The 18,260-nt window shown below is 61.9% G+C and carries 20 protein-coding genes, 3 tRNA genes and 1 other RNA gene; 10 read left to right on the top strand and 14 right to left on the bottom strand.

The annotated features are described in order from the left end of the window. Positions 1-62: 62 nt before the first annotated feature. A complete protein-coding gene (locus tag ASH00_RS16980; RefSeq protein ID WP_235563221.1) occupies positions 63-530 on the bottom strand; it encodes a DUF6993 domain-containing protein in 468 nt (155 codons plus the stop codon). A gap of 60 nt (positions 531-590) precedes the next feature. Beyond that, a complete protein-coding gene (locus tag ASH00_RS07390; RefSeq protein WP_056546873.1) occupies positions 591-1,145 on the bottom strand; it encodes a single-stranded DNA-binding protein in 555 nt (184 codons plus the stop codon). Positions 1,146-1,327: 182 nt separating this feature from the next. Between ASH00_RS07390 and ASH00_RS07385 the strand changes: the two genes are divergently transcribed. Beyond that, positions 1,328-1,403 (top strand) — tRNA-Arg (locus ASH00_RS07385). A 2-nt stretch (positions 1,404-1,405) separates the two neighbouring features. Here the strand turns inward: ASH00_RS07385 and ASH00_RS07380 are convergent. Further along, positions 1,406-1,816, bottom strand: coding sequence for a DUF3224 domain-containing protein (locus ASH00_RS07380; RefSeq protein ID WP_056546870.1), 411 nt, complete (start codon positions 1,814-1,816; stop codon positions 1,406-1,408). A 52-nt stretch (positions 1,817-1,868) separates the two neighbouring features. Beyond that, complete coding sequence (gene mptB / locus ASH00_RS07375; RefSeq protein ID WP_056546867.1) at positions 1,869-3,383, bottom strand: polyprenol phosphomannose-dependent alpha 1,6 mannosyltransferase MptB; 1,515 nt, start codon at positions 3,381-3,383, stop codon at positions 1,869-1,871. A gap of 141 nt (positions 3,384-3,524) precedes the next feature. Here mptB and orn point away from each other — a divergent pair, with 141 nt between their 5' ends. The 4 genes from orn (at position 3,525) to def (ending at position 6,226) form a co-directional block, all read left to right on the top strand. Beyond that, positions 3,525-4,133: an oligoribonuclease gene (gene orn, locus ASH00_RS07370; RefSeq protein WP_082565973.1), complete on the top strand. Its 609-nt coding sequence runs from the start codon at positions 3,525-3,527 to the stop codon at positions 4,131-4,133. 145 nt (positions 4,134-4,278) lie between these two features. Further along, a tRNA-His gene (locus ASH00_RS07365) sits at positions 4,279-4,354 on the top strand. A gap of 122 nt (positions 4,355-4,476) precedes the next feature. Beyond that, the gene (locus ASH00_RS07360; RefSeq protein ID WP_056546861.1) at positions 4,477-5,631 is read left to right on the top strand and encodes an acyl-CoA dehydrogenase family protein; all 1,155 of its coding nucleotides are present in this window, start codon (positions 4,477-4,479) and stop codon (positions 5,629-5,631) included. A gap of 25 nt (positions 5,632-5,656) precedes the next feature. Next, positions 5,657-6,226, top strand: a complete 570-nt coding sequence (gene def, locus ASH00_RS07355; RefSeq protein ID WP_056546858.1) for a peptide deformylase — start codon at positions 5,657-5,659, stop codon at positions 6,224-6,226. Here def and ASH00_RS07350 read toward each other — a convergent pair. Both ASH00_RS07350 and rnpB read right to left on the bottom strand, forming a co-directional pair. Then, positions 6,223-7,491, bottom strand: a complete 1,269-nt coding sequence (locus ASH00_RS07350; RefSeq protein WP_082565972.1) for an MFS transporter — start codon at positions 7,489-7,491, stop codon at positions 6,223-6,225. The genes def and ASH00_RS07350 overlap by 4 nt on opposite strands. Before the next feature lie 133 nt (positions 7,492-7,624). After that, positions 7,625-8,010, bottom strand: an RNA gene (rnpB, locus tag ASH00_RS07440) — RNase P RNA component class A. 91 nt (positions 8,011-8,101) lie between these two features. On the opposite strand from rnpB, the gene ASH00_RS07345 reads away from it, so the two are divergent. Further along, entirely contained in the window at positions 8,102-8,872 is a 771-nt protein-coding gene (locus ASH00_RS07345) for a YaaA family protein (protein WP_056546853.1), read from the top strand. A 17-nt stretch (positions 8,873-8,889) separates the two neighbouring features. Here the strand turns inward: ASH00_RS07345 and ASH00_RS07340 are convergent, their stop codons facing one another. The 3 genes from ASH00_RS07340 to ASH00_RS07330 form a co-directional block, all read right to left on the bottom strand. Beyond that, complete coding sequence (locus ASH00_RS07340; protein WP_442854345.1) at positions 8,890-9,861, bottom strand: reverse transcriptase-like protein; 972 nt, start codon at positions 9,859-9,861, stop codon at positions 8,890-8,892. Between the two features lie 4 nt (positions 9,862-9,865). Beyond that, the gene (locus ASH00_RS07335) at positions 9,866-10,606 is read right to left on the bottom strand and encodes a zinc ribbon domain-containing protein (protein WP_056546850.1); all 741 of its coding nucleotides are present in this window, start codon (positions 10,604-10,606) and stop codon (positions 9,866-9,868) included. A 91-nt stretch (positions 10,607-10,697) separates the two neighbouring features. Continuing rightward, on the bottom strand, positions 10,698-11,588 hold the full coding sequence (locus ASH00_RS07330; RefSeq protein ID WP_082565971.1) for a Nif3-like dinuclear metal center hexameric protein: 891 nt from the start codon (positions 11,586-11,588) through the stop codon (positions 10,698-10,700). 111 nt (positions 11,589-11,699) lie between these two features. Between ASH00_RS07330 and msrA the strand changes: the two genes are divergently transcribed. The 3 genes from msrA to epsC all read left to right on the top strand — a co-directional run bounded on the left by msrA (position 11,700) and on the right by epsC (position 13,847). Next, positions 11,700-12,224, top strand: coding sequence for a peptide-methionine (S)-S-oxide reductase MsrA (gene msrA / locus ASH00_RS07325; protein WP_056546847.1), 525 nt, complete (start codon positions 11,700-11,702; stop codon positions 12,222-12,224). A 74-nt stretch (positions 12,225-12,298) separates the two neighbouring features. Then, positions 12,299-13,234 (top strand): cysteine synthase A, encoded by a 936-nt coding sequence (gene cysK / locus ASH00_RS07320; protein ID WP_056546844.1) that lies wholly within the window; start codon positions 12,299-12,301, stop codon positions 13,232-13,234. 25 nt (positions 13,235-13,259) lie between these two features. Further along, entirely contained in the window at positions 13,260-13,847 is a 588-nt protein-coding gene (gene epsC / locus ASH00_RS07315) for a serine O-acetyltransferase EpsC (RefSeq protein ID WP_056546842.1), read from the top strand. A 79-nt stretch (positions 13,848-13,926) separates the two neighbouring features. On the opposite strand, the gene gndA is transcribed toward epsC, so the two are convergent. The 5 genes from gndA to ASH00_RS07290 all read right to left on the bottom strand — a co-directional run bounded on the left by gndA (position 13,927) and on the right by ASH00_RS07290 (position 17,636). Continuing rightward, positions 13,927-15,363, bottom strand: coding sequence for an NADP-dependent phosphogluconate dehydrogenase (gene gndA / locus ASH00_RS07310; RefSeq protein WP_056546839.1), 1,437 nt, complete (start codon positions 15,361-15,363; stop codon positions 13,927-13,929). A gap of 258 nt (positions 15,364-15,621) precedes the next feature. Further along, a tRNA-Val gene (locus tag ASH00_RS07305) sits at positions 15,622-15,697 on the bottom strand. A gap of 77 nt (positions 15,698-15,774) precedes the next feature. Then, positions 15,775-16,731 carry an NAD-dependent protein deacetylase gene (locus tag ASH00_RS07300; RefSeq protein ID WP_056546836.1) on the bottom strand — a complete coding sequence of 319 codons (957 nt, stop codon included), beginning with the start codon at positions 16,729-16,731 and terminating at the stop codon, positions 15,775-15,777. Beyond that, positions 16,728-17,216 carry a redoxin domain-containing protein gene (locus ASH00_RS07295; RefSeq protein ID WP_056546833.1) on the bottom strand — a complete coding sequence of 163 codons (489 nt, stop codon included), beginning with the start codon at positions 17,214-17,216 and terminating at the stop codon, positions 16,728-16,730. The genes ASH00_RS07300 and ASH00_RS07295 overlap by 4 nt, the downstream gene beginning before the upstream one ends. Further along, positions 17,217-17,636 carry a DUF3052 domain-containing protein gene (locus ASH00_RS07290; RefSeq protein ID WP_056546830.1) on the bottom strand — a complete coding sequence of 140 codons (420 nt, stop codon included), beginning with the start codon at positions 17,634-17,636 and terminating at the stop codon, positions 17,217-17,219. It abuts the gene before it with no gap. A 417-nt stretch (positions 17,637-18,053) separates the two neighbouring features. On the opposite strand from ASH00_RS07290, the gene ASH00_RS16975 reads away from it, so the two are divergent. After that, the coding region (locus ASH00_RS16975; RefSeq protein WP_056546825.1) for a hypothetical protein at positions 18,054-18,260 on the top strand (207 nt) is incomplete at its 3' end.

The raw sequence follows: 18,260 nt of genomic DNA, 5'->3' as shown, positions 1-18,260 counted from the left end.
CGGCGTGAGGACGCCTAGAACATATTCGACGGCGTCCCGTTGGTGCGCCCGGCTGTGGGCTTTCACCGCTGGTCCCCGACGAAGCACCTGCCGCTGGCGAGGACGGGAAGTTGAGTGACTGTTGAAGAGCCGTCACGGATGTGCCCGAAGACGCAGGTGTCTCCAAGCGGCACGGCGGCGGTCATCGCGTCTACTTGGAGACCGGTTGGAGTGGTATCAATGGACACCTCGACGGAACGCGGGTCCGCTCCCGCCGCCTCGAAGGCAGCCAGCAGCGCTTCTGCATCCGGGTCAGCTGTCTCAGCTGCCAACGAACTCAGGGAGTCCTCGAGACTGGAGGTAAGAGCGCCGATATCGGAGGGATCGGGGGCGGTCGATACTGCAGTATCGGGGGTTTGCGCTGCCGGTGCCATTCGGATAGCCCGGGGTTCACTTCCGGCAGCGCCCATCCCGCAGCCGCTGGCGCCGATTCCGATGCCCACACACAGGATGCACGACAGCGCAGCCGAACGTACTGTCCTGATGTCCATCCTTGCCCCTCACCGGTCTCCGTATGCAGCAATTCTGTCATGGCGCTGCCGGGAATCCGTCTAGAAGGGCGCCGACGCCAATTCCCGGTCCCCGCCGACCTCCTTCTCCGCCGGGTCATCCGATGGCTCGGGCGACTCCTCAACGGCTGTACCGGGCGCCCCGTAACCGGGTGTGGAAATCTCGCCGGTGGCGTAGTTCACGCCATCAAAACCCTCATCTGTACCCTCCTGCACCGCAGAGTCACTCCGATCTGCACTTGATCTCCGGAAACTGGCTGTGCCGAACACGAGGTCATGCCCGGCTGAATCCGCATCAATTTCAACGGTGGTGCCGCTTTTACCCTCGTCAGTGATCCAGGTGCGAACCCTTAGTTTGCCCGTGACAATGATGCGGTCGCCTTTCTGCAGGCTTACCCCGGCGTTGGTGGCCAGCTGCCGGAACATTGACACTGAATACCAGTTGGTGTCGCCATCCACCCACGCGTTGGTCTTCTTGTCGAAGTAGCGATCAGAACTACCCAGCCTGAATTTGGCGATCGGCAGCCCACTACCTGCTACAGCGCACTTGATTTCGGTACCCACAAAACCGCGGATTGTCACATAGTTGCTCATCATGCGTCCCTTCAAGAAAACGAGACCGACACCGGTGCGTCGGCTGATTCCAGTCTGTGACGGGATCGCTTGGCCGGTGGCCTGTGGATGCGGCTATGTGCGAAAGTGCAGTGCAATTTGTCCGCTGTGGAGGAGATAACGCAGACTAGGAACCGCTAAACTCATGTGGGCAGTTCGCCCGCCAGGCCCCCGTAGCTCAATGGATAGAGCAACGGCCTTCTAATCCGTAGGTTGCGCGTTCGAGTCGCGCCGGGGGCACCAAATCATTCGGGAAAGGTCACTCTCAGTTCGAGATAGTGCTGGCCCGCAACGTCCTGCGAGTACTCTGCCCGGCCGGCGATACCCTCCAGCTCATCAGTCCCTGATCCGGGAATGATGTGTCCGGAGCTCGCCGCTGCGTTTCCTTCAGCCAGCCCCCAATGCTGGACGATCACGCTTCCGTGCCGCCCAAGAACGCTACCCGTGAAGACTTCTGATGCCACATACCCGGCTCCCCTGTTATTGCCGGCCATGAGCAGTTCAGCAACCGAAGAACCTTCGATGTCTCCGGCAAACTCTTTCGTCGCGCGAACACGCGTCAGCTCGCTGTCAGCGCCTTCCACCGAATAAGACTCAGGTTCCCACTGCGAAATATCAAATGCGGCCCGGACAACCTGTTCCTGCAGTTCGCTCATCCTTCCAGTATTGCGTCATCAAGCACGCTTCGCATGTTCGCTGGACCGGTGCTTATCGGCTAAGAGGGAGCTGATCCGTTGATCGCGACCCTCGAAAGAGGGTCTTTGTTCGCGGATCCAATAGCACGAGATAGGTCGCAAACGCCACCCCGACCACTGCGGCAATCTGGCGGGCGGTTCCAAGGTCAAGTTCGATATAGGGGAATATGTCCAGTTGGTCGGAGATCGCATAAATCATGAAAAAGGACACCAGAAAGTACAGCACCTTCACCTGCCAGTCATCCCTGATCCCGGTCACGGCAAACAACGGAATCAGCCATACGACATACCAGGCCTGGATCATTGGCGCTAGGAGTACGACGGCGGTGAGCGCCAGCGCCAGCCGGCGAACGAGGTGCGCATGGTCCCCCCTGAAAATGAACCAGGTGATCATTACCAGCGACGCCAAAGTGCCGATCGTGTGGACAACATCGGCCCATGACCAGCCGTCGAAACCGAGGGCGTCTCCGGTCACTGCCACGACCATGCCCAGGAACCCGACCGGTGCATACCAGATCCACACGCTGCCGGGTGTGCTGAGCGCGCCGACCCACCCGAAGCCGAAACCGTTCATGATTCCCAGGATCCAAAGAATTCCGAGGGACATCCCCGCCGTGATGGCCCAGTAGAGGATCTTTCGTGCCCAACTTGCCTCCCGGCCTGCCCACATCAGGCCGATGAACGGAAGAAAGATCAGCGTGATCGGCTTGATGCCGATGGACAGCGTGACCAGGAGAACCGACGTGACATAACGTCCCTTCGCTGCGAAATAGAGTCCGGCCACTGCAAGGCCCACCATAAGGGAGTCGTTATGTATGCTCGCTACGAAATTGGTCAGGAAGAGCGGGTTGGCAACGGTGAGCCACAGCGCTCGATGTGGATTCACTCCATGCAGATCGGCGAGCCGCGGCACGTAATAAATGCACAAGGCAACGCCCGCGAGCGCCAACAGGCGAAAGAGCAGGATGGACAGGTCAGGCTGCCCTCCGGTCGCACGGACTATCAGCTCTTCCATCCAGAGAAAAATAGGACCGTACGGAGTTGGGCTCTGTGCCCACAGATCATCCGCTCCGATCTGCAGATAGTTGGAGATCTGGGAATAGCCGTCTTCATACGGGTTAAGCCCGGCGACCATGACCTGGCCCTGAGCGATATAAGCGAAAACATCCCTACTGAACAGGGGCAGCGCAAAGCACATAGGGGCAGCCCACGCGAGGATTGCGGTGAGGATTGTCCGATGCGTCTCCGGTCCCCACCCCTGCAGACGTTGACCGAGCCTCAGCCATGACCTGACGAGGAGCATCCCTCCCAGCGCAAGCAGAATGACGGAAAGGACAGCGCCGGCAGGTTCGAACCGCAGCCAGATGATCACCTGCACCTGCCGGAGTTCCCTGGAAGCGAGCGAAAGCCAGCCTACGCCGAACGATCCGACAAGCATGAGCATTGAGCCAATGAAGCCCTGAATGATCGCAATCCTGGGGCGCCCGATGTGCGCGGTCGCAACGGAAGCAGGCGCAGGGGCGGTCATTGCGGGAGGGTCCGATCGTCAGTCTGACAGGGCGGTGAGGAGGAATCGAGGTCGCTCGATTTTAGCATTCACCTGCCCGGACGCCGCCGAACGGTTGTACGCGTAGACCGGGGTCAACCGATAACCCGGTACATTTGTCGGGTGCCGATAACTAGTGAGCCCATCGTCTGGATCGACTGTGAGATGACGGGCCTGGACTCCGTCGCGGATGCCCTGATTGAGGTGGCAGTCATCGTCACCGACTCTGAACTGAATATTCTCGGTGAGGGGGTCGACGTCGTCATTGCACCGCCTCCCGGCGCACTGGAGTCCATGGGCGACTTCGTGCGCAACATGCATACCGCTTCAGGCCTGCTGGAAGAGCTGCCGTCCGGAGTCACCATGCAGGAAGCCCAGGACCGCGTACTCAAGTACATCACCGCGCATGTGCCGGAACCGCGCCGCGCACAACTGGGTGGCAACTCCGTGGGAACCGACAGGGTGTTCCTTGCCCGCGACATGCCTCTGGTGGTTGAACACCTCCATTACCGGGTGGTGGACGTGTCCACCATCAAGGAGTTGGCTCGCCGTTGGTATCCACGCGCCTACTTCCAGGCTCCGGAGAAGATCGGCAACCACAGGGCGCTGGGCGACATCAGGGATTCGATCCGGGAACTGCAGTACTACCGGAGCACCATCTTTGTTCCTGGTTCCGGACCCGATTCGGAAACCAGCCGCACGGCAGCGCGGAATCTCACCGCCGGAAGCTAGGCATCACCGGGCCAGGGCGCTGGGGTTCCGAGTGCCTGAAAAATGTGGTCCGAAAAGTGTGTAGAATTGTCTGCGCTGCCTCGTTCAGCCCCAGCAAGCCCGCCCCCCGTGCGGTGCACGCTCGGGTTGCTTATCGAGTCGCATGGTGGGTATAGCTCAGTTGGCAGAGCGCCTGGTTGTGGTCCAGGAGGTCGCGGGTTCAAACCCCGTTACTCACCCCATTCCGCCCGCCGGCAGTAGCCGCAGGCTTCCGTGGCCGTCCTGTAATTTCGGGGCGGCCATTGGCATTTCCTCGCTTCGTTTAGAGCTGCGCGAAACGAGGATCAGCAGAAGGGAAAACTGTATGAAACGGGCGTTGTTCGAGGAGGACCACGAACTGTTCCGGGACGTGGCGCAGGAGTTCAACGCGCGGGAGATTGCCCCGCACTACGCGCAGTGGGACCGGGAACGCATTATGCCGCGCAGCATGTGGAGCGCCGCGGGTCAACAGGGGCTGCTTGGCCTGGCCGTGCCCGAGGAATTTGGTGGCGTCGGCATGCCCGATTACCGCTTCCGGGTAGTCCTCGACGAAGAGTTTGCCCGGGCCAACCACCTTGGCGCAGCGCTGGCTCTTCACCTGCACGACGACATGGTCCTTCCCCACCTGCTCGCCTACGGCTCGGACGAGCTCAAGCAGCAGTGGCTGCCCGGCATGGTCACCGGCGAAAAGATCACGTCCGTGGCGTGGACTGAGCCTGGCGCCGGCAGTGACTTGCGGGGCGTCCGGACCAAGGCCGTGCGCGACGGCGACGGCTGGCTGATCAACGGACAGAAGACTTTCATTGGAAACGGGATCAGCGGTGATGCCTCGCTGGTCCTCGCCCGCACGGATGGCTCCACCGGACGCGGCGGCAGCGAGTCCTTCTCCCTGTTCATGGTCGAGAAGGGTCCCGGATATGAGACCGGGAAGCAGTTGGACAAGATGGGGCTGAAGGCCTCCGATACGTCCGAGCTCTTCTTCGACAGCGTGCGCGTACCGGAGGCGAACCTCGTCGGCGAGGCCGGGCACGGGCTGCGGTACGTGGCCGAACAGTTGCCGCAGGGGCGTCTGGCGATTGCCGTTGCATCCTCGGCCGTGGCGCGGACCATGTATGAGACAACCGTGCACTACGCGAAGGAACGCAATGCCTTCGGCGAGCGGATCATCGACTTCCAGAACACCCGGTTTGAACTTGCGGACATCCAGACCGAGGTCGAGGTTCTGGAAACCTATGTTGATCGGGCCGTCGTGGCGTTCAATGAAGGAGCGCTGGATGCCGTCAGCGCCGCCCGGGTCAAACTATGGGCCAGCGAACGGGTGAAGTCGGTTACGGATCGTTGCCTGCAACTCCACGGTGGCTACGGCTATATCCTCGAATACCCGATCGCGCAGGCCTTCCTCGCTGTCCGTCTCCTGAGCATTTTCGGCGGCACGAGTGAGATCATGCGCGAAACCGTCGGCCGCCATATCGCCCGCTAGCCACCGGAGCAAGGAAGAGTCCCCTATGCCTGTCCGTCCCATCACCATCGCCGGCGAACCCGTGCTGCACCGGCGCGCTGTCGACGTCGAACAATTTGACGATGAGCTGCGCTCCCTCATTGCAGACATGTACGAGACGATGGACGAGGCGAACGGTGTTGGCCTCGCGGCACCGCAGATCGGGGTGGGTCTGCGCATTTTTGTTTACGGGATGGCGAATGACGACGACGTTCCCCCTCGTGGAGTCCTGGTCAATCCCACACTGGTCACCACGAAGGTTTCCGGCGCCGAACCGGACGAGGAAGAGTCGGAGGGGTGCCTCTCATTCCCGGGAGAGTCCTTCCCGCTCAAGCGCGCAGAGTGGGCGAAGGTCAACGGGTATGACGGCGAGGGCAACGCGGTCGAGTTCGAGGCAACCGGATGGTTTGCGCGCTGCATGCAGCACGAGTTCGATCATCTGAACGGCACGCTGTATGTTGACCGGCTGAATGCGCAGTACTCGCGGAAAGCAAGGAAAGCCGCCAAGGTCAACGGGTGGGGTCAGCCGGGATTGACCTGGATGCCGGGTGTCGATCCGGACCCATTCGGCCACTAGTCAGCCGGCAGCGGCTCGCGGGCGAGGTCTTCGAGACGATCCACCGAACGAAGCGATCCGAACAGCGCCACCATTGGAGCTGTAGCAGCCAGCAGGACACCCACCAGCACGGCTGAGGTAATGCCGAACACTTCGGCGAGGACTCCGCCGAGGATGCTGGCGATACCGAGCATCCCCCAACTGACCATCCTCGTTGCAGCTCCCAGCCTTCCCATCATTGCCGGCGGACAGACACGTTGGCGGAAGCTTGTGCCGACGACGATATTCAGCGCGATCGATACACCCATAACGAACATCCCGACCAGTCCGATCACCATTCCCGGCCCCGGAGTCATGATGAGGAGCGACGCGTACCCAAGCACGCCCGGAACCATGGACCACCGCCACACCGGTCCGGAACCCAGTCGCTCGGTAAGCCGTTTGGCGCTTAGCCCGCCTACAGCCCCTCCCACCGACGTTGCAGCCATCAACAGACCGAGCCAGATTTCCGACTCCTGCAGCACCCGGACAACCAACAGCACCATCAGCGAGGCGACCATGCTGCCGCCCAGGTTCCACAGTGCAGCGTTGAAGAGGATTGCCCGGAGCGGCGCCGTGCTGAAGGTGTACCGCAGCCCGTCCATCATTTCCACGAAGATGCGCCGCTCCCGAACAGCGACCGGCTTTTCTTCGATGCGCAACGACGAGATTGCAGCGAGAGAGGCGAGCGACGCCCCCACCTGCACAAGAAGTGTGTTGGAGGCTCCCATCACCACGGTGAGCCACCCCGCGATACCCCTGCCCGCCGCGTCTGCGGAGGCGCCGGACGCGGTGATGATGCCGTTCCCCTCGACCAGCTCATCCCCCGAGAGCGCCTGCTGCACCAACGCCTGATCGGCGAGGCTGAAGAAAACCGATGACAAACCGGCTATGAATGCGACAACGAACAGGTGGGTGACCGTAAGCATTCCAAACCAGTACGCAACCGGAAGTGTCGCGAGCGACGCTATCCGTGCCACGAGGGACCAGACAATGACAGGCTTGCGCTTCCAGCGGTCAACCCATACTCCGATAGGCAGGCCAAAAAGCAGCCAGGGCAGGAACGCCATACCGGCAAGGGCCGCCACCGCAAAGTCGCTGGCCGCGAGCTCAACCGCCGCAATGATCGGCAGGGCGACAGCTGCAACGGCAGTGCCGAAAACGCCTGCCGTAGCCGATAACCACAGAGCCCTGAAGTTAGGGTTGCGACTCACCAGGGAAGCTCTGGGTGCAGTCGTCTCGGCCATTCCCTTAGCGTAATGGAACGTCTCTGGTGATAAGCCCGGTTGTGGATGACTGGTCGGGAACGGGCCCGCACTCTTGACGAAACACCGCTTCCCACGGATTATGCCGCGCTTACGGAGCAGGACCCGCGGGAAGTGGATGGGTTGACCGATACGCCGGGTTCTGTCCTGCAGGTCCGTGAAGAGCTGCAGTGGCGGCCATCCATCTACGAGCGCCGTTGCCGACGCCCTCCAGCGGCCTACCCGGACACTCGGGCGGGCAGCCCTCAACCGTGTCCTGTCTGGCCTTGCTCCGGGTGGGGTTTACCTAGCCGCTCCGGTCACCCGGTGCGCTGGTGGTCTCTTACACCACCGTTTCACCCTTACCCCCTCTGGGCGAACCAGCGGGGCGGTCTATTCTCTGTGGCACTTGCCTGCGGGTTACCCCGAGTGGGCGTTACCCACCACCCTGCCCTGCGGAGCCCGGACGTTCCTCGGGAGAAGCACGAAAAGCGCTTCACACGCGGCCGCCTGGCCAACCCATCCATTCCGATTCTACGCGCCGGGAGACGCCGTATGTGCCGCGGACCCGGTGTGCAGCATTTCGCTGATCCCTCGACGGTAGAGTGTTGAGGTGCTTATTCTGCTCCCGCCCTCTGAAGGAAAAACGGCTGCAGTAAAAGGGCGCCCCCTCGATCTGGCTTCGCTTGCATTTCCGGGGTTGACTGATGCCCGGTCGGAAGTGCTGGCGGCACTTGCGAAGACCAGCGCCCACCATGACGCACATGCTGTTCTCGGAGTCGGGAATTCCCTCGCGGCGGAAGTACGCCGCAATACCGAATTGCGCGAGGTTCCCGCCGCGCCGGCCCACTCCATCTACTCCGGAGTGCTCTATGATGCCCTGGGATACCGCAGCATGACCCCCGCGCAGAAGCGAAAGGCGGATTCCGCCGTCGTCGTCGTTTCTGCACTGTGGGGTGCCGTCGGATTCACCGATGCAGTGCCGGCCTACCGGCTCTCGATGTCAGTTGACCTGCCTGGCACGGGCAGGCTGGCATCCTTCTGGCGGCAACGGCTCCGGTCCGTCCTCGATGAGCGGGCCGGCGATTCACTCATCGTCGATTGCCGCTCAAGCACCTACGCCACCGTTTGGTCCGGAGTGCCGGAGCGAACGGTCGCAGTGAACGTGTTCCAAGAACGCAAGGGAGTGAGGACGGTCGTCTCCCACTTCGCCAAACAGACCCGCGGCGAACTGGCTCGTCACCTGCTCACCCGCAGGGGAAAACCGCCGGCGACACCAGAGCAATTACTCCGGGCCGCAGCGGAGCGATGGACGTGCAACCTCGTGCCTGCAACCAGTAGGAAAGCGGCTCAACTGAACGTTGTCCTCGCACACTCCGCCTGACTCGTCCTGGTCCGGGGCTATTGCGCGTTCTGGTCCGCAACGAGTTCAACCTCAAACCCCTCTGCGTTCTCCAGGTAGGCCGCGTAATGCTCCCGCCCACCCGCGTAGGGGTGCCGATCACGGAACAGGAGGGTCCATCCATGGCTTGCAGCCCGGCGCGCGAGCAGGTCCACCTGCGCTCGCGTACCGGCGTTGAAGGCGAGGTGATTGACGCCTTGCCGGCGCCGCTCGTGTGGCCCCGACAGGACACCAGGGCCGGCCTCGAGCACGAGGTAGGTACCGTTGCCTGCCCAGCTTGCGCCGTTCTCCCAGCTGTCCTTGGGAAGGAACCCCAACCGTTCGAATAGCCACCCCATACTGCTGCGCGCGGCGTTAAGATCCTGAATCCAGATCTCGACATGATGCAGGGTCCCTGACGCTATCCGTGGACTACCGACGTCGGCATTCTCGCCCGGCCTTGAATCTTCCTGCGGGCTCGGGGAGCTCTTGGGCTTCCACTCAACCCCTGCCATTCCTGCATCCATAGCCTCGTTCGAGAGCCTGTCTGCGTCCTTGTTCTTCTCGCGGGGGATCCACTCGTACCGGACTCGGCGGGGATCCACGGTGCTGCGGGCCTGCCCGGCCAGCTTCTGCATGTCCGCATGCTTGATCTTCCAGCGTCCGCTCATCTGCTCGACGACAAGCTTCGAATCCATCTTGACAAGGATTCGACAGCCGGAGTCGATTTCGTCCGCCAATGTGAGGCCCGCGAGGAGCCCCGAGTATTCCGCCACGTTATTGGATGCAATACCGATGTAGCCGGCTTTCTCCACGAGGATCGCGCCCGTCTTTGGATCACGTACCAGCGCACCGTAGCCCGCATGGCCCGGATTTCCCCGGGAGCCGCCGTCGGCTTCAACGATCAGGAGGTCACGCGCAGGGCCGTCAGGGCTCTCGTCGGTGGCGGAGGGAAATTCGTCCTCGAACAGTGTTCCGGCGGAGTCCTGCACTTTCTCAGCTTCCCCACTCGGACGAACGCACAAGGATACAGCCGGAGTCGGGGCAGAAGACGACGTCGTCTGCCGCGGCGCGTGAGATGTCGGCGAGATCACCGGGGCTGAGCTCCATGCCTGATCCCTCGGACCGGCCGTGGAAGAGACGAGCCGCGCCGACTCCGCGCTTGGCCAGTGTCCTCTCGTAGATTGCGAGAAGGGCCGGCTCAAAAGAAGCTGCCAGTTCATCGCGTGTGGCCTGGACCTCGGCGCGCTCGGCATCGATCCGGCCCAGTTCCTCGTCCCGAGCCCGCTCAAGTTCCCCGAGCTGACTCCGGACTGTCTCCGACCTTTTGCGGGCATCATCCCGTGCTGCCCTCGCGGCTTCGACCCGCTCCATCACCTCGAGCTCGATATCCTCAAGGTCCGAGCGGCGTCGGATGAGCGAGGTGACCTCACTCTGAAGCGCCGTGAGGTCCTTTGACGTGCCGGAGCCGCTGTTCAAGCGCTGCTCATCACGTTCCAGCCTTGTGACGACTGCCTGCACGTCATCCTCCGCGCGCGTGAGATCCCGTTCGGCATCCCCGAGGTTTGTGGCTGCGGACACCAGTGCGGACTCGGCGTCCGCTACCTGCGCTGCCAGCGCGACCAACTCAGGATTAGCGCTGACGGTGGCCGCTTGCCGCTGCAACTGATTGAGTTTGGAATCACTGGCCTGCAGGTCAAGAAGCCGTAGTTGTTCCGCCTGAGGTGCTTTTGCCACCGATAGTCCTCCGCCGTCGCCGAATTTCGTTGTCCGTCTACCTTATGGCACGCGCTTGAGCGCACCGCGCGTCGCCAATTTGTGCGACCTGCTAGCCTTCACCGGGCGTGAGCACAAAATCCCAGGGGTCCGAATTGACGGTACTGACCCGGACGTCAACGGTGAATCCCTGATCGGACAGGACGTTGGACAGCGCGTTCGCCGCGGGCGTCAGCCAGAGCCACTCACTGCCGAAGTGGGACACATCAATAAGGTACGGGCGCCCATTCACTGTGGCTTCCCGCGCTTCCAGTGCCGGGTGGTGCCGGAGGTCCGCGGTCACGTAGACATCAGCCTGGCTTGCACGCACCTGATCGAACAGGTTGTCCCCCGCGCCGCCGCAGACAGCTACCCGCCGGACAAGACCGTGACGATCACCGGCCACCCGCATTCCGCCGGCAACAGCGGGCAGCAGGCCGAAGACCAGCTCCGCAAATTCTCCAAGCGAAGTCACCTCTGCCAGGTCGCCGACGCGGCCGATACCTTCTTCAGGCAGCCCATCGGCTGAACCTGCGAGCGGTTCCACATTGGTCAGCCCGAATGCGTCCGCGAGGACGTCCGAAACGCCGCCAACCGCGCTGTCCCCATTTGTGTGCACAGTAACCAGCGCGCAGCCGGCCTCGATGAGCCCGTGGACGGCCGCGCCCTTGGCATGGGTGGCCGCCACCGAATTCACCGGCTTCAACATGAGCGGATGATGCGCAACGATGAGATCCGCTCCAAGTTTCCTGGCATCGCCGATGACAGCCTCCGAGGGATCCACAGCGAAGACGATCGTCGACACCTCCCGATCCGGACGACCGACAACAAGGCCGACGGCGTCCCATCCCTCCGCCAGCGACTCGGGCCACAATTCCTCGATTGCGAGCAGGACGTCGCCCACAGTTGGTCTCGAGTCACTCGCCTCGTCCACTGCTGGGGCGTGTTCTTCGTCAGCTTCCATAGCCCTAGTTCTACCAGCTTCCAAAAGCCCGGTCAGGCTCAGGCGCCAACTCGCTGTGCCCTGGTGCGGCGCGACGGGAATCATCGCGCTGATCGAAGCATTGTTAACACCATGATGACTTTCGTGCTGGGCGGGGGCTGCTTTTGGTGCCTCGATGCCGTCTACCAAAAAACCCAGGGTGTAACAGAGGTCGTGTCCGGCTATACCGGTGGCCACGACCCCGAACCCAACTACGATTCAGTGTGCTCCGGCATCACCGGCCACGCGGAGGTCGTTGCCGTCACTTTCGATGAGACGGTGGTGCCCGTCGAAGTGATCCTCGGCATCTTCTTCGCTTCACATGATCCGACAACGCTCAACCGCCAGGGTTACGACGTCGGCACGCAGTACCGCTCATCGATGTTCTACCAGGACGCTGAGCAAAAGGAGCTGTTCGAGCGCGCCATCGAGCGGCATCAGGAGGACTGGACAAACCCGATCGTGACCGAGGTGGTCCGCCTTCCGCGGTTCTACGTAGCCGAGGAATATCACCAGAACTTCTACGCCAAGCACCCGGAGCAGGGCTACTGCCAGGTGATTATCAATCCGAAGCTTGCCAAAGCCCGGAAATATTACGCTGAATGGCTCATGGCATAGTTCTGCTTCCGGCCGCTGACTAGGCTGAGCACAGTTTTGCTTCAACTCCTTCACCTAACCCAGACAGGAATCTCATGGCACCGATTTACGACGACGTCACCCAGTTGGTAGGACGCACTCCGCTGGTGCGCCTGAACCGCCTGACCGAAGGGCTGGATGCGGAAGTAGCGGTCAAGCTTGAGTTCTACAACCCAGCCAACAGCGTCAAGGACCGCATCGGCGTCGCAATCATCGATGCCGCCGAGAAAGCGGGGGCGTTGAAGCCGGGCGGCACGATCGTCGAGGGGACTTCGGGTAATACAGGTATCGCACTGGCCATGGTTGGCGCTGCCCGCGGCTACAAGGTTGTCCTGACCATGCCGGAGACCATGTCCACCGAGCGCCGGGTGATGCTGCGGGCCTATGGTGCGGAGATCGTTCTCACCCCCGGCTCCGAGGGCATGCGTGGAGCTGTAGACCGCGCGAAGGAAATCGTAGCCGCCAGCGACAATGCCATCTGGGCCCGTCAGTTCGCTAATGAAGCAAACCCGGCGGTTCATCGCGAAACCACTGCGGAGGAAGTGTGGAATGACACCGACGGCAAGGTGGACATCTTCGTCGCCGGAGTCGGGACCGGCGGGACTGTCACCGGCGTCGGGCAGGTACTCAAGGACCGGAAGCCAGGCGTACAGATTGTGGCCGTGGAGCCGGCGGATTCCGCAATCCTCAATGGCGGCGCGCCAGGTCCCCACAAGATCCAGGGGCTCGGGGCAAATTTCGTTCCCGAGATTCTCGATACCTCCATCTACGACGAGGTCATGGATGCCAGCGTCGAAGATTCCGTCCGTGTAGCACGTGCACTGGGTACCCAGGAAGGCATCCTCGGCGGTATCTCCTCCGGAGCCATCGTTTGGGCAGCACTGGAGTTGGCCAAACGTCCTGAAAACGCAGGTAAGCTCATTGTCGCCGTCGTCTGCGATTTCGGAGAGCGCTACATTTCCACCGTACTGTTCGACGACATCCGGGGTTAGTCATTTCTTCAACAGAGGGTGGTTTGTGAGCTTCCTAGCGAGAATGCGAGAAGACCTCGAGGCCGCCCGCGCCCATGATCCGGCAGCCCGAGGGGACGTCGAGAATGGAATCGTGTACTCAGGGCTGCACGCCATCTGGGTACACCGCCTGACGCATCGTATGTGGCGGGTTCCACCGCTACGGTTTCCGGCCCGGATCCTCGCCCAGACGGCCCGGTTCCTGACGGGTATCGAGATACACCCGCAGGCTACTATCGGCCGGCGGTTCTTCATAGACCACGGTATGGGTGTGGTGATCGGCGGCACCGCTGAAATCGGCGACGACGTCATGATGTATCAGGGAGTCACCCTCGGCGGGCGGTCCCTGGAGAAGGTCAAGCGGCACCCAACCATCGGCGACCGCGTCACGATCGGGGCCGGCGCCAAGGTTCTTGGTCCGATCACCATCGGTGCGGGCAGCGCGGTGGGTGCCAACGCCGTCGTCGTGAAGGATACGCCGCCCGACTCCATCATCACCGGCATTCCCGCGACTTTCCGTCACCGGGACTCTGCACGCGAAACGCTGCCTGCGGTGGATCCAGCCGAGTACATTGACCCGGCCCTGTATATCTAGCCAACGCTGGCGAGAAAATCAAAAAGCGCCCCGGCCGATCGGATTGTTCCGCTGGGGCGCTTTCTCGTGCTTCGGGTTCCTAGTGTGTGTCGACGGCTTCGACTTCCGAACGGTCTTCGCCCCAGAGCGTGTGGAATGTACCCTCAGCGTCCACTCGGTTATAGGTGTGGGCTCCGAAGAGATCGCGGAGGCCTTGGGTGAGTGCGGCAGGCAGTCGTTTGCGGCGGAGGCCATCGTAGTAGGCCAGGGACGAGGAGAACACCGGAACCGGGATGCCCAGCTGGACCGCTGTTGCAACGACGCGGCGCCATGCGGGAACCGCACGTGCAATGGATTCAGCGAACGCCGGAGCCAGGAGCAGGTTAGCCGGCCTCTCATCTCCCGCGTAAGCCTTCATGATGTCGTCGAGCAGCTCGGCGCGAATGATGCAACCGGCCCTCCAGAGTGAAGCGATCTCGTCGAGCTTCAGGTCCCAGCCGTACTCCGTTGCAGCCGCTGTCAGCATGTCAATGCCCTGGGCGTAGCTGACCAGCTTCGACGCGTACAGCGCGAGACGAACGTCTTCAACGAAACCCTCGGGCAATTCAACTGTGCCCTCGTGACCCTCAAGAATGCCCTGTGCAAGCTCACGCTGACCCCGCTGTGAGGAGAGGCCGCGTGCGAACACGGATTCCGCGATGCCTGAGGTGGGGCTACCGAGTTCAAGTGCCGAAACGACAGTCCAGCGGCCGGTACCCTTCTGGCCCGCTGAATCGACGACGACGTCGACGAACGGCTTGCCGGTGCGCTCGTCGGTGTGGGCGAGGACTTCAGCCGTGATCTCGATCAGGAAGGACGAGAGTGTTCCGGTGTTCCATTCGTTGAAGATCTTTGCCTGTTCTGCCGGCTCAATCCCAGCAGCAGTGCGAAGGACATCATAGGCCTCGCCAATAACCTGCATGTCGGCATACTCAATGCCGTTGTGCACCATCTTGACGAAGTGCCCGGCGCCGTCGGTGCCGATCCACCGGCAGCACGCCTCGCCGTTGTACTTCGCAGAAATCTTTTCCAGCATGGGACCAAGCGAGTCATAGGACTCACGTGAGCCACCGGGCATGATGGAGGGTCCGAGCAGCGCTCCCTCCTCGCCACCGGAAACACCGACCCCAACGAAGTGAAGATTCTTCTCCGCAAGCGCCGCTTCCCGCCGGCGCGTGTCTTCGTAGTGTGAGTTGCCGGCATCAATGATGATGTCCCCAAATTCCAGCAGCGGTTCGAGCTGCTCGATGACGGAGTCCACCGGAGCGCCCGCCTTTACCATGATGAGCACCCGGCGCGGCTTCTCCAGCGAGTCAACCAGTTCCTGGAGCGACTCCGTCCGGATGAACTCACCCTCGTCCCCATGCTTCGCGAGCAGAGCGTCGGTCTTCTCAACCGAGCGGTTGTGAAGGGCTACGGTGTACCCGTTGCGTGCGAGGTTCCGCGCCAGGTTTGCTCCCATGACGGCAAGGCCGGTCACGCCGATTTGTGCACTCATCAAGTCTCCATCTGCAGGTTGCCCCCGTGGTCAGGGACACATCACTTAGCGACGCCCCTGTGCGCCTTGGCTCTACCACCCTATTACCGGCGTCATGTTCGAAGCCAGACGGCGCTTCCGCGCTGAGGTAATCCGTCGAAACATTCGTGCATGGAAGCGTCGAGCAGAAGGCACCGGATACGGGCAAGAACGAACACGCGCACACACGCGAAAACCCCGTTGCTCAGACCGCACGGCCGGGAACAACGGGGTTTGTCTTGGTGGGTCCTACCGGGATCGAACCGATGACATCCACGGTGTAAACGTGGCGCTCTACCAGCTGAGCTAAAGACCCTTGACGCGGCGGGGCTGGACTGACCTGCTCTCCACCACGAGGAATTACTGTACCGGATCGACGCTCTGCAATGCCAATCAGCGTCTCGCTGGTCCTCCCTCGTCGGTCGTAGCCCCGGGTAAGGCGTCCGCGAGGTACGCCAACGATTCCGAGACGCCGAGTTCAAGCTTCAACGACGCGAAGTCGTCTCCTCGGGTTGCACCCCGGTTGATGATGACAACCGGTTTGGCCTGCTTGGCCGCATGGCGCACAAATCGCAGGCCGCTCATGACTGTCAGTGACGAGCCCGCAACCAGGAGGGCGCCAGCGTCATCCACCATCGCATACGCCCGATCCACGCGATCCCTGGGTACGTTTTCACCGAAGTAGACGAAGTCCGGCTTGAGCATGCCGCCGCACACCGGGCAAGGCGCAACCATGAAGTCGGAGGTGTCGTCAACATCGGCATCTGCATCAGGTGCAACGTCACCGGCGTTGCCGGTGCGCTCGAGGTACCCGGGATTGAGCCGCTCAAGCAGGCCCGCGATGTCCTGGCGACTGAACAAGGTACGACAGCTCAGGCACACCACGCGATCATACGTTCCGTGCAGATCCACAACCTTAGTGCTGCCGGCCGATGAATGCAGCCGGTCCACATTCTGTGTGATCAAGCCGGTCAGCAGCCCTCGTTGCTCCATGCGCACCAGGGCACGGTGGCCGTCGTTCGGGTGCGCCCGACGCAGGTGGTGCCAGCCGATATGGTTACGTGCCCAATAGCGCCGCCTTAGTGCGTCGTCGCCCACGAACTGTTGGTACGTCATGGGATTCCGGGGGACGGAATTCGGTCCGCGGTAATCCGGGATACCGGAATCCGTGCTCAAGCCTGCGCCAGTCAGAACAGTGAGGCGCAGATGCGCAAGAAGATCAGCCACCCCACGCAGGCTCGTCAGCTGCGAAGCCGTCAGGGAGCTTGCCGCGGCAGGTTCACCCCGGACGAATCCTGTTGTTCCGAATCCTGGGAGCGACGATGCGTGCGGCAGCGGCGAAGATGTCATCGCGGAGATTCTGCGGTGTGCTGGGAGAGACTGAGGAGAGCGGAACGGTAGTTCTCGAAGGCCCGGCCCTCTCCCAGCGGAGCGTCCACGCGCGAATTGATGAGTCCGGCAGGATCGATGAAGAAAGTACTTCGACGCGCATATCCCTCTGACAAATTCAGCACGCGATACTGTTCAGCCACCTCACCGTGCGGCCAGAAGTCGGAGAGGAGGTCGAACCCGTATCCCCTCTGCTCTGCGTAAGTGCGCAGGACATACCGGTGATCGATCGAGACGGCCAGCACTCTCGCGCTGCGGCTCCGGAACTCCCCCAGATTCGCCTGTAGTTCATCCAGTTCATCGGTGCAGACCCGGGAGAACGCGAACGGGTAGAACACCAGCACGACGGCGGTACCGCGCAGCGCGCTCAGACTGACCGGCTCCCCGTGTTGGTTGGGGAGTTCAAACCCCGGAGCAAGGTGGCCGGGCGCCGGCTGAATTGTCACCTACTGTTTGCGACGGGCCACTAGCCGGGTTGCCGCCCAGTCCCGGGAGACTCCGGCTGAAGACGTGGCATGAAGTCCGGCAGTAGGCGCTGCCTCCTGGATTTCAGACGGCGGGACATACCCGTCCCGGCCCGACTTCGGTGTCAGCAGCCAGACCACGCCGCCATCATCGAGCGAAGTCAGTGAATCCACCAGCGCATCCACCAGATCGCCGTCATCAGTACGCCACCATAGGACTACGCCGTCGACAACATCCTGATCGTCCTCCGTCAGCAGTTCAGATCCGATCTCATCTTCCAGATCCGCACGGAAGTCGAAATCAACATCCTCGTCGTACCCAAGTTCCTGAACAAGGTCGCCGTCCTTGAAACCCAGTTTGCCCGCCACGCTTCCTGCTGTGGCGGCTTCGGCCTCGCTCACTTTTTTCCTTCCGAAAGGCTGCGATTGTCACTGCGATTGTCTCGGTGGTGCCTCTGGCCCCGGATCCACAGTACGTTGATATGCATTATTACCAGCCAACACCCTTAAGCGCCACGCTTCAACCCGCGCTTTCCGCGCCGCCAGCACAACGACGACGGCGCGTCCGCCCGCGCCCGGACCGACGCCAGCCGAAAACAGCCGGTGGGCAGAGGAAAGAGGGGTGTTCGGTGAGGGCGTAACTTGGCCCCACCGGTATCCGTTCAGCTACGCATCAAACAGCCCGCGGGGCTAGAGTGTCACAGTGAATCCATAGGTGCGGCGAACGCCGACCGGATTCTGACCGCTTCGACGAGCAACGGCCCGAAGCACGAAGTCGTAGACGTCGCAGACATAATCTGCGGATTGGGAGGGTTTGGCATGGTTGCTGATCAGGGGATTGTGGGTTCGGGTGTTGGTGGGGATTCGGATCCTGAGGAGACGGCTGAGTGGATTGAGTCCTTTGATCAGTTGATTGATCAGCGTGGTTCTGATCGTGCCCGTGATGTTTTGGGGCGTTTGCTGGCGCGTGCTGGTGGCCGGTCGGTGGGTCTTCCCAGTGTTGTGACCACTGATTATGTGAACTCG

The organism is Arthrobacter sp. Soil782 (genome assembly GCF_001428435.1).
GTDB lineage: Bacteria > Actinomycetota > Actinomycetes > Actinomycetales > Micrococcaceae > Arthrobacter_D > Arthrobacter_D parietis.
The sequence above is the reverse complement of the archived record's forward strand: the minus strand, read 5'-3'. Positions and strand labels throughout refer to the sequence as shown.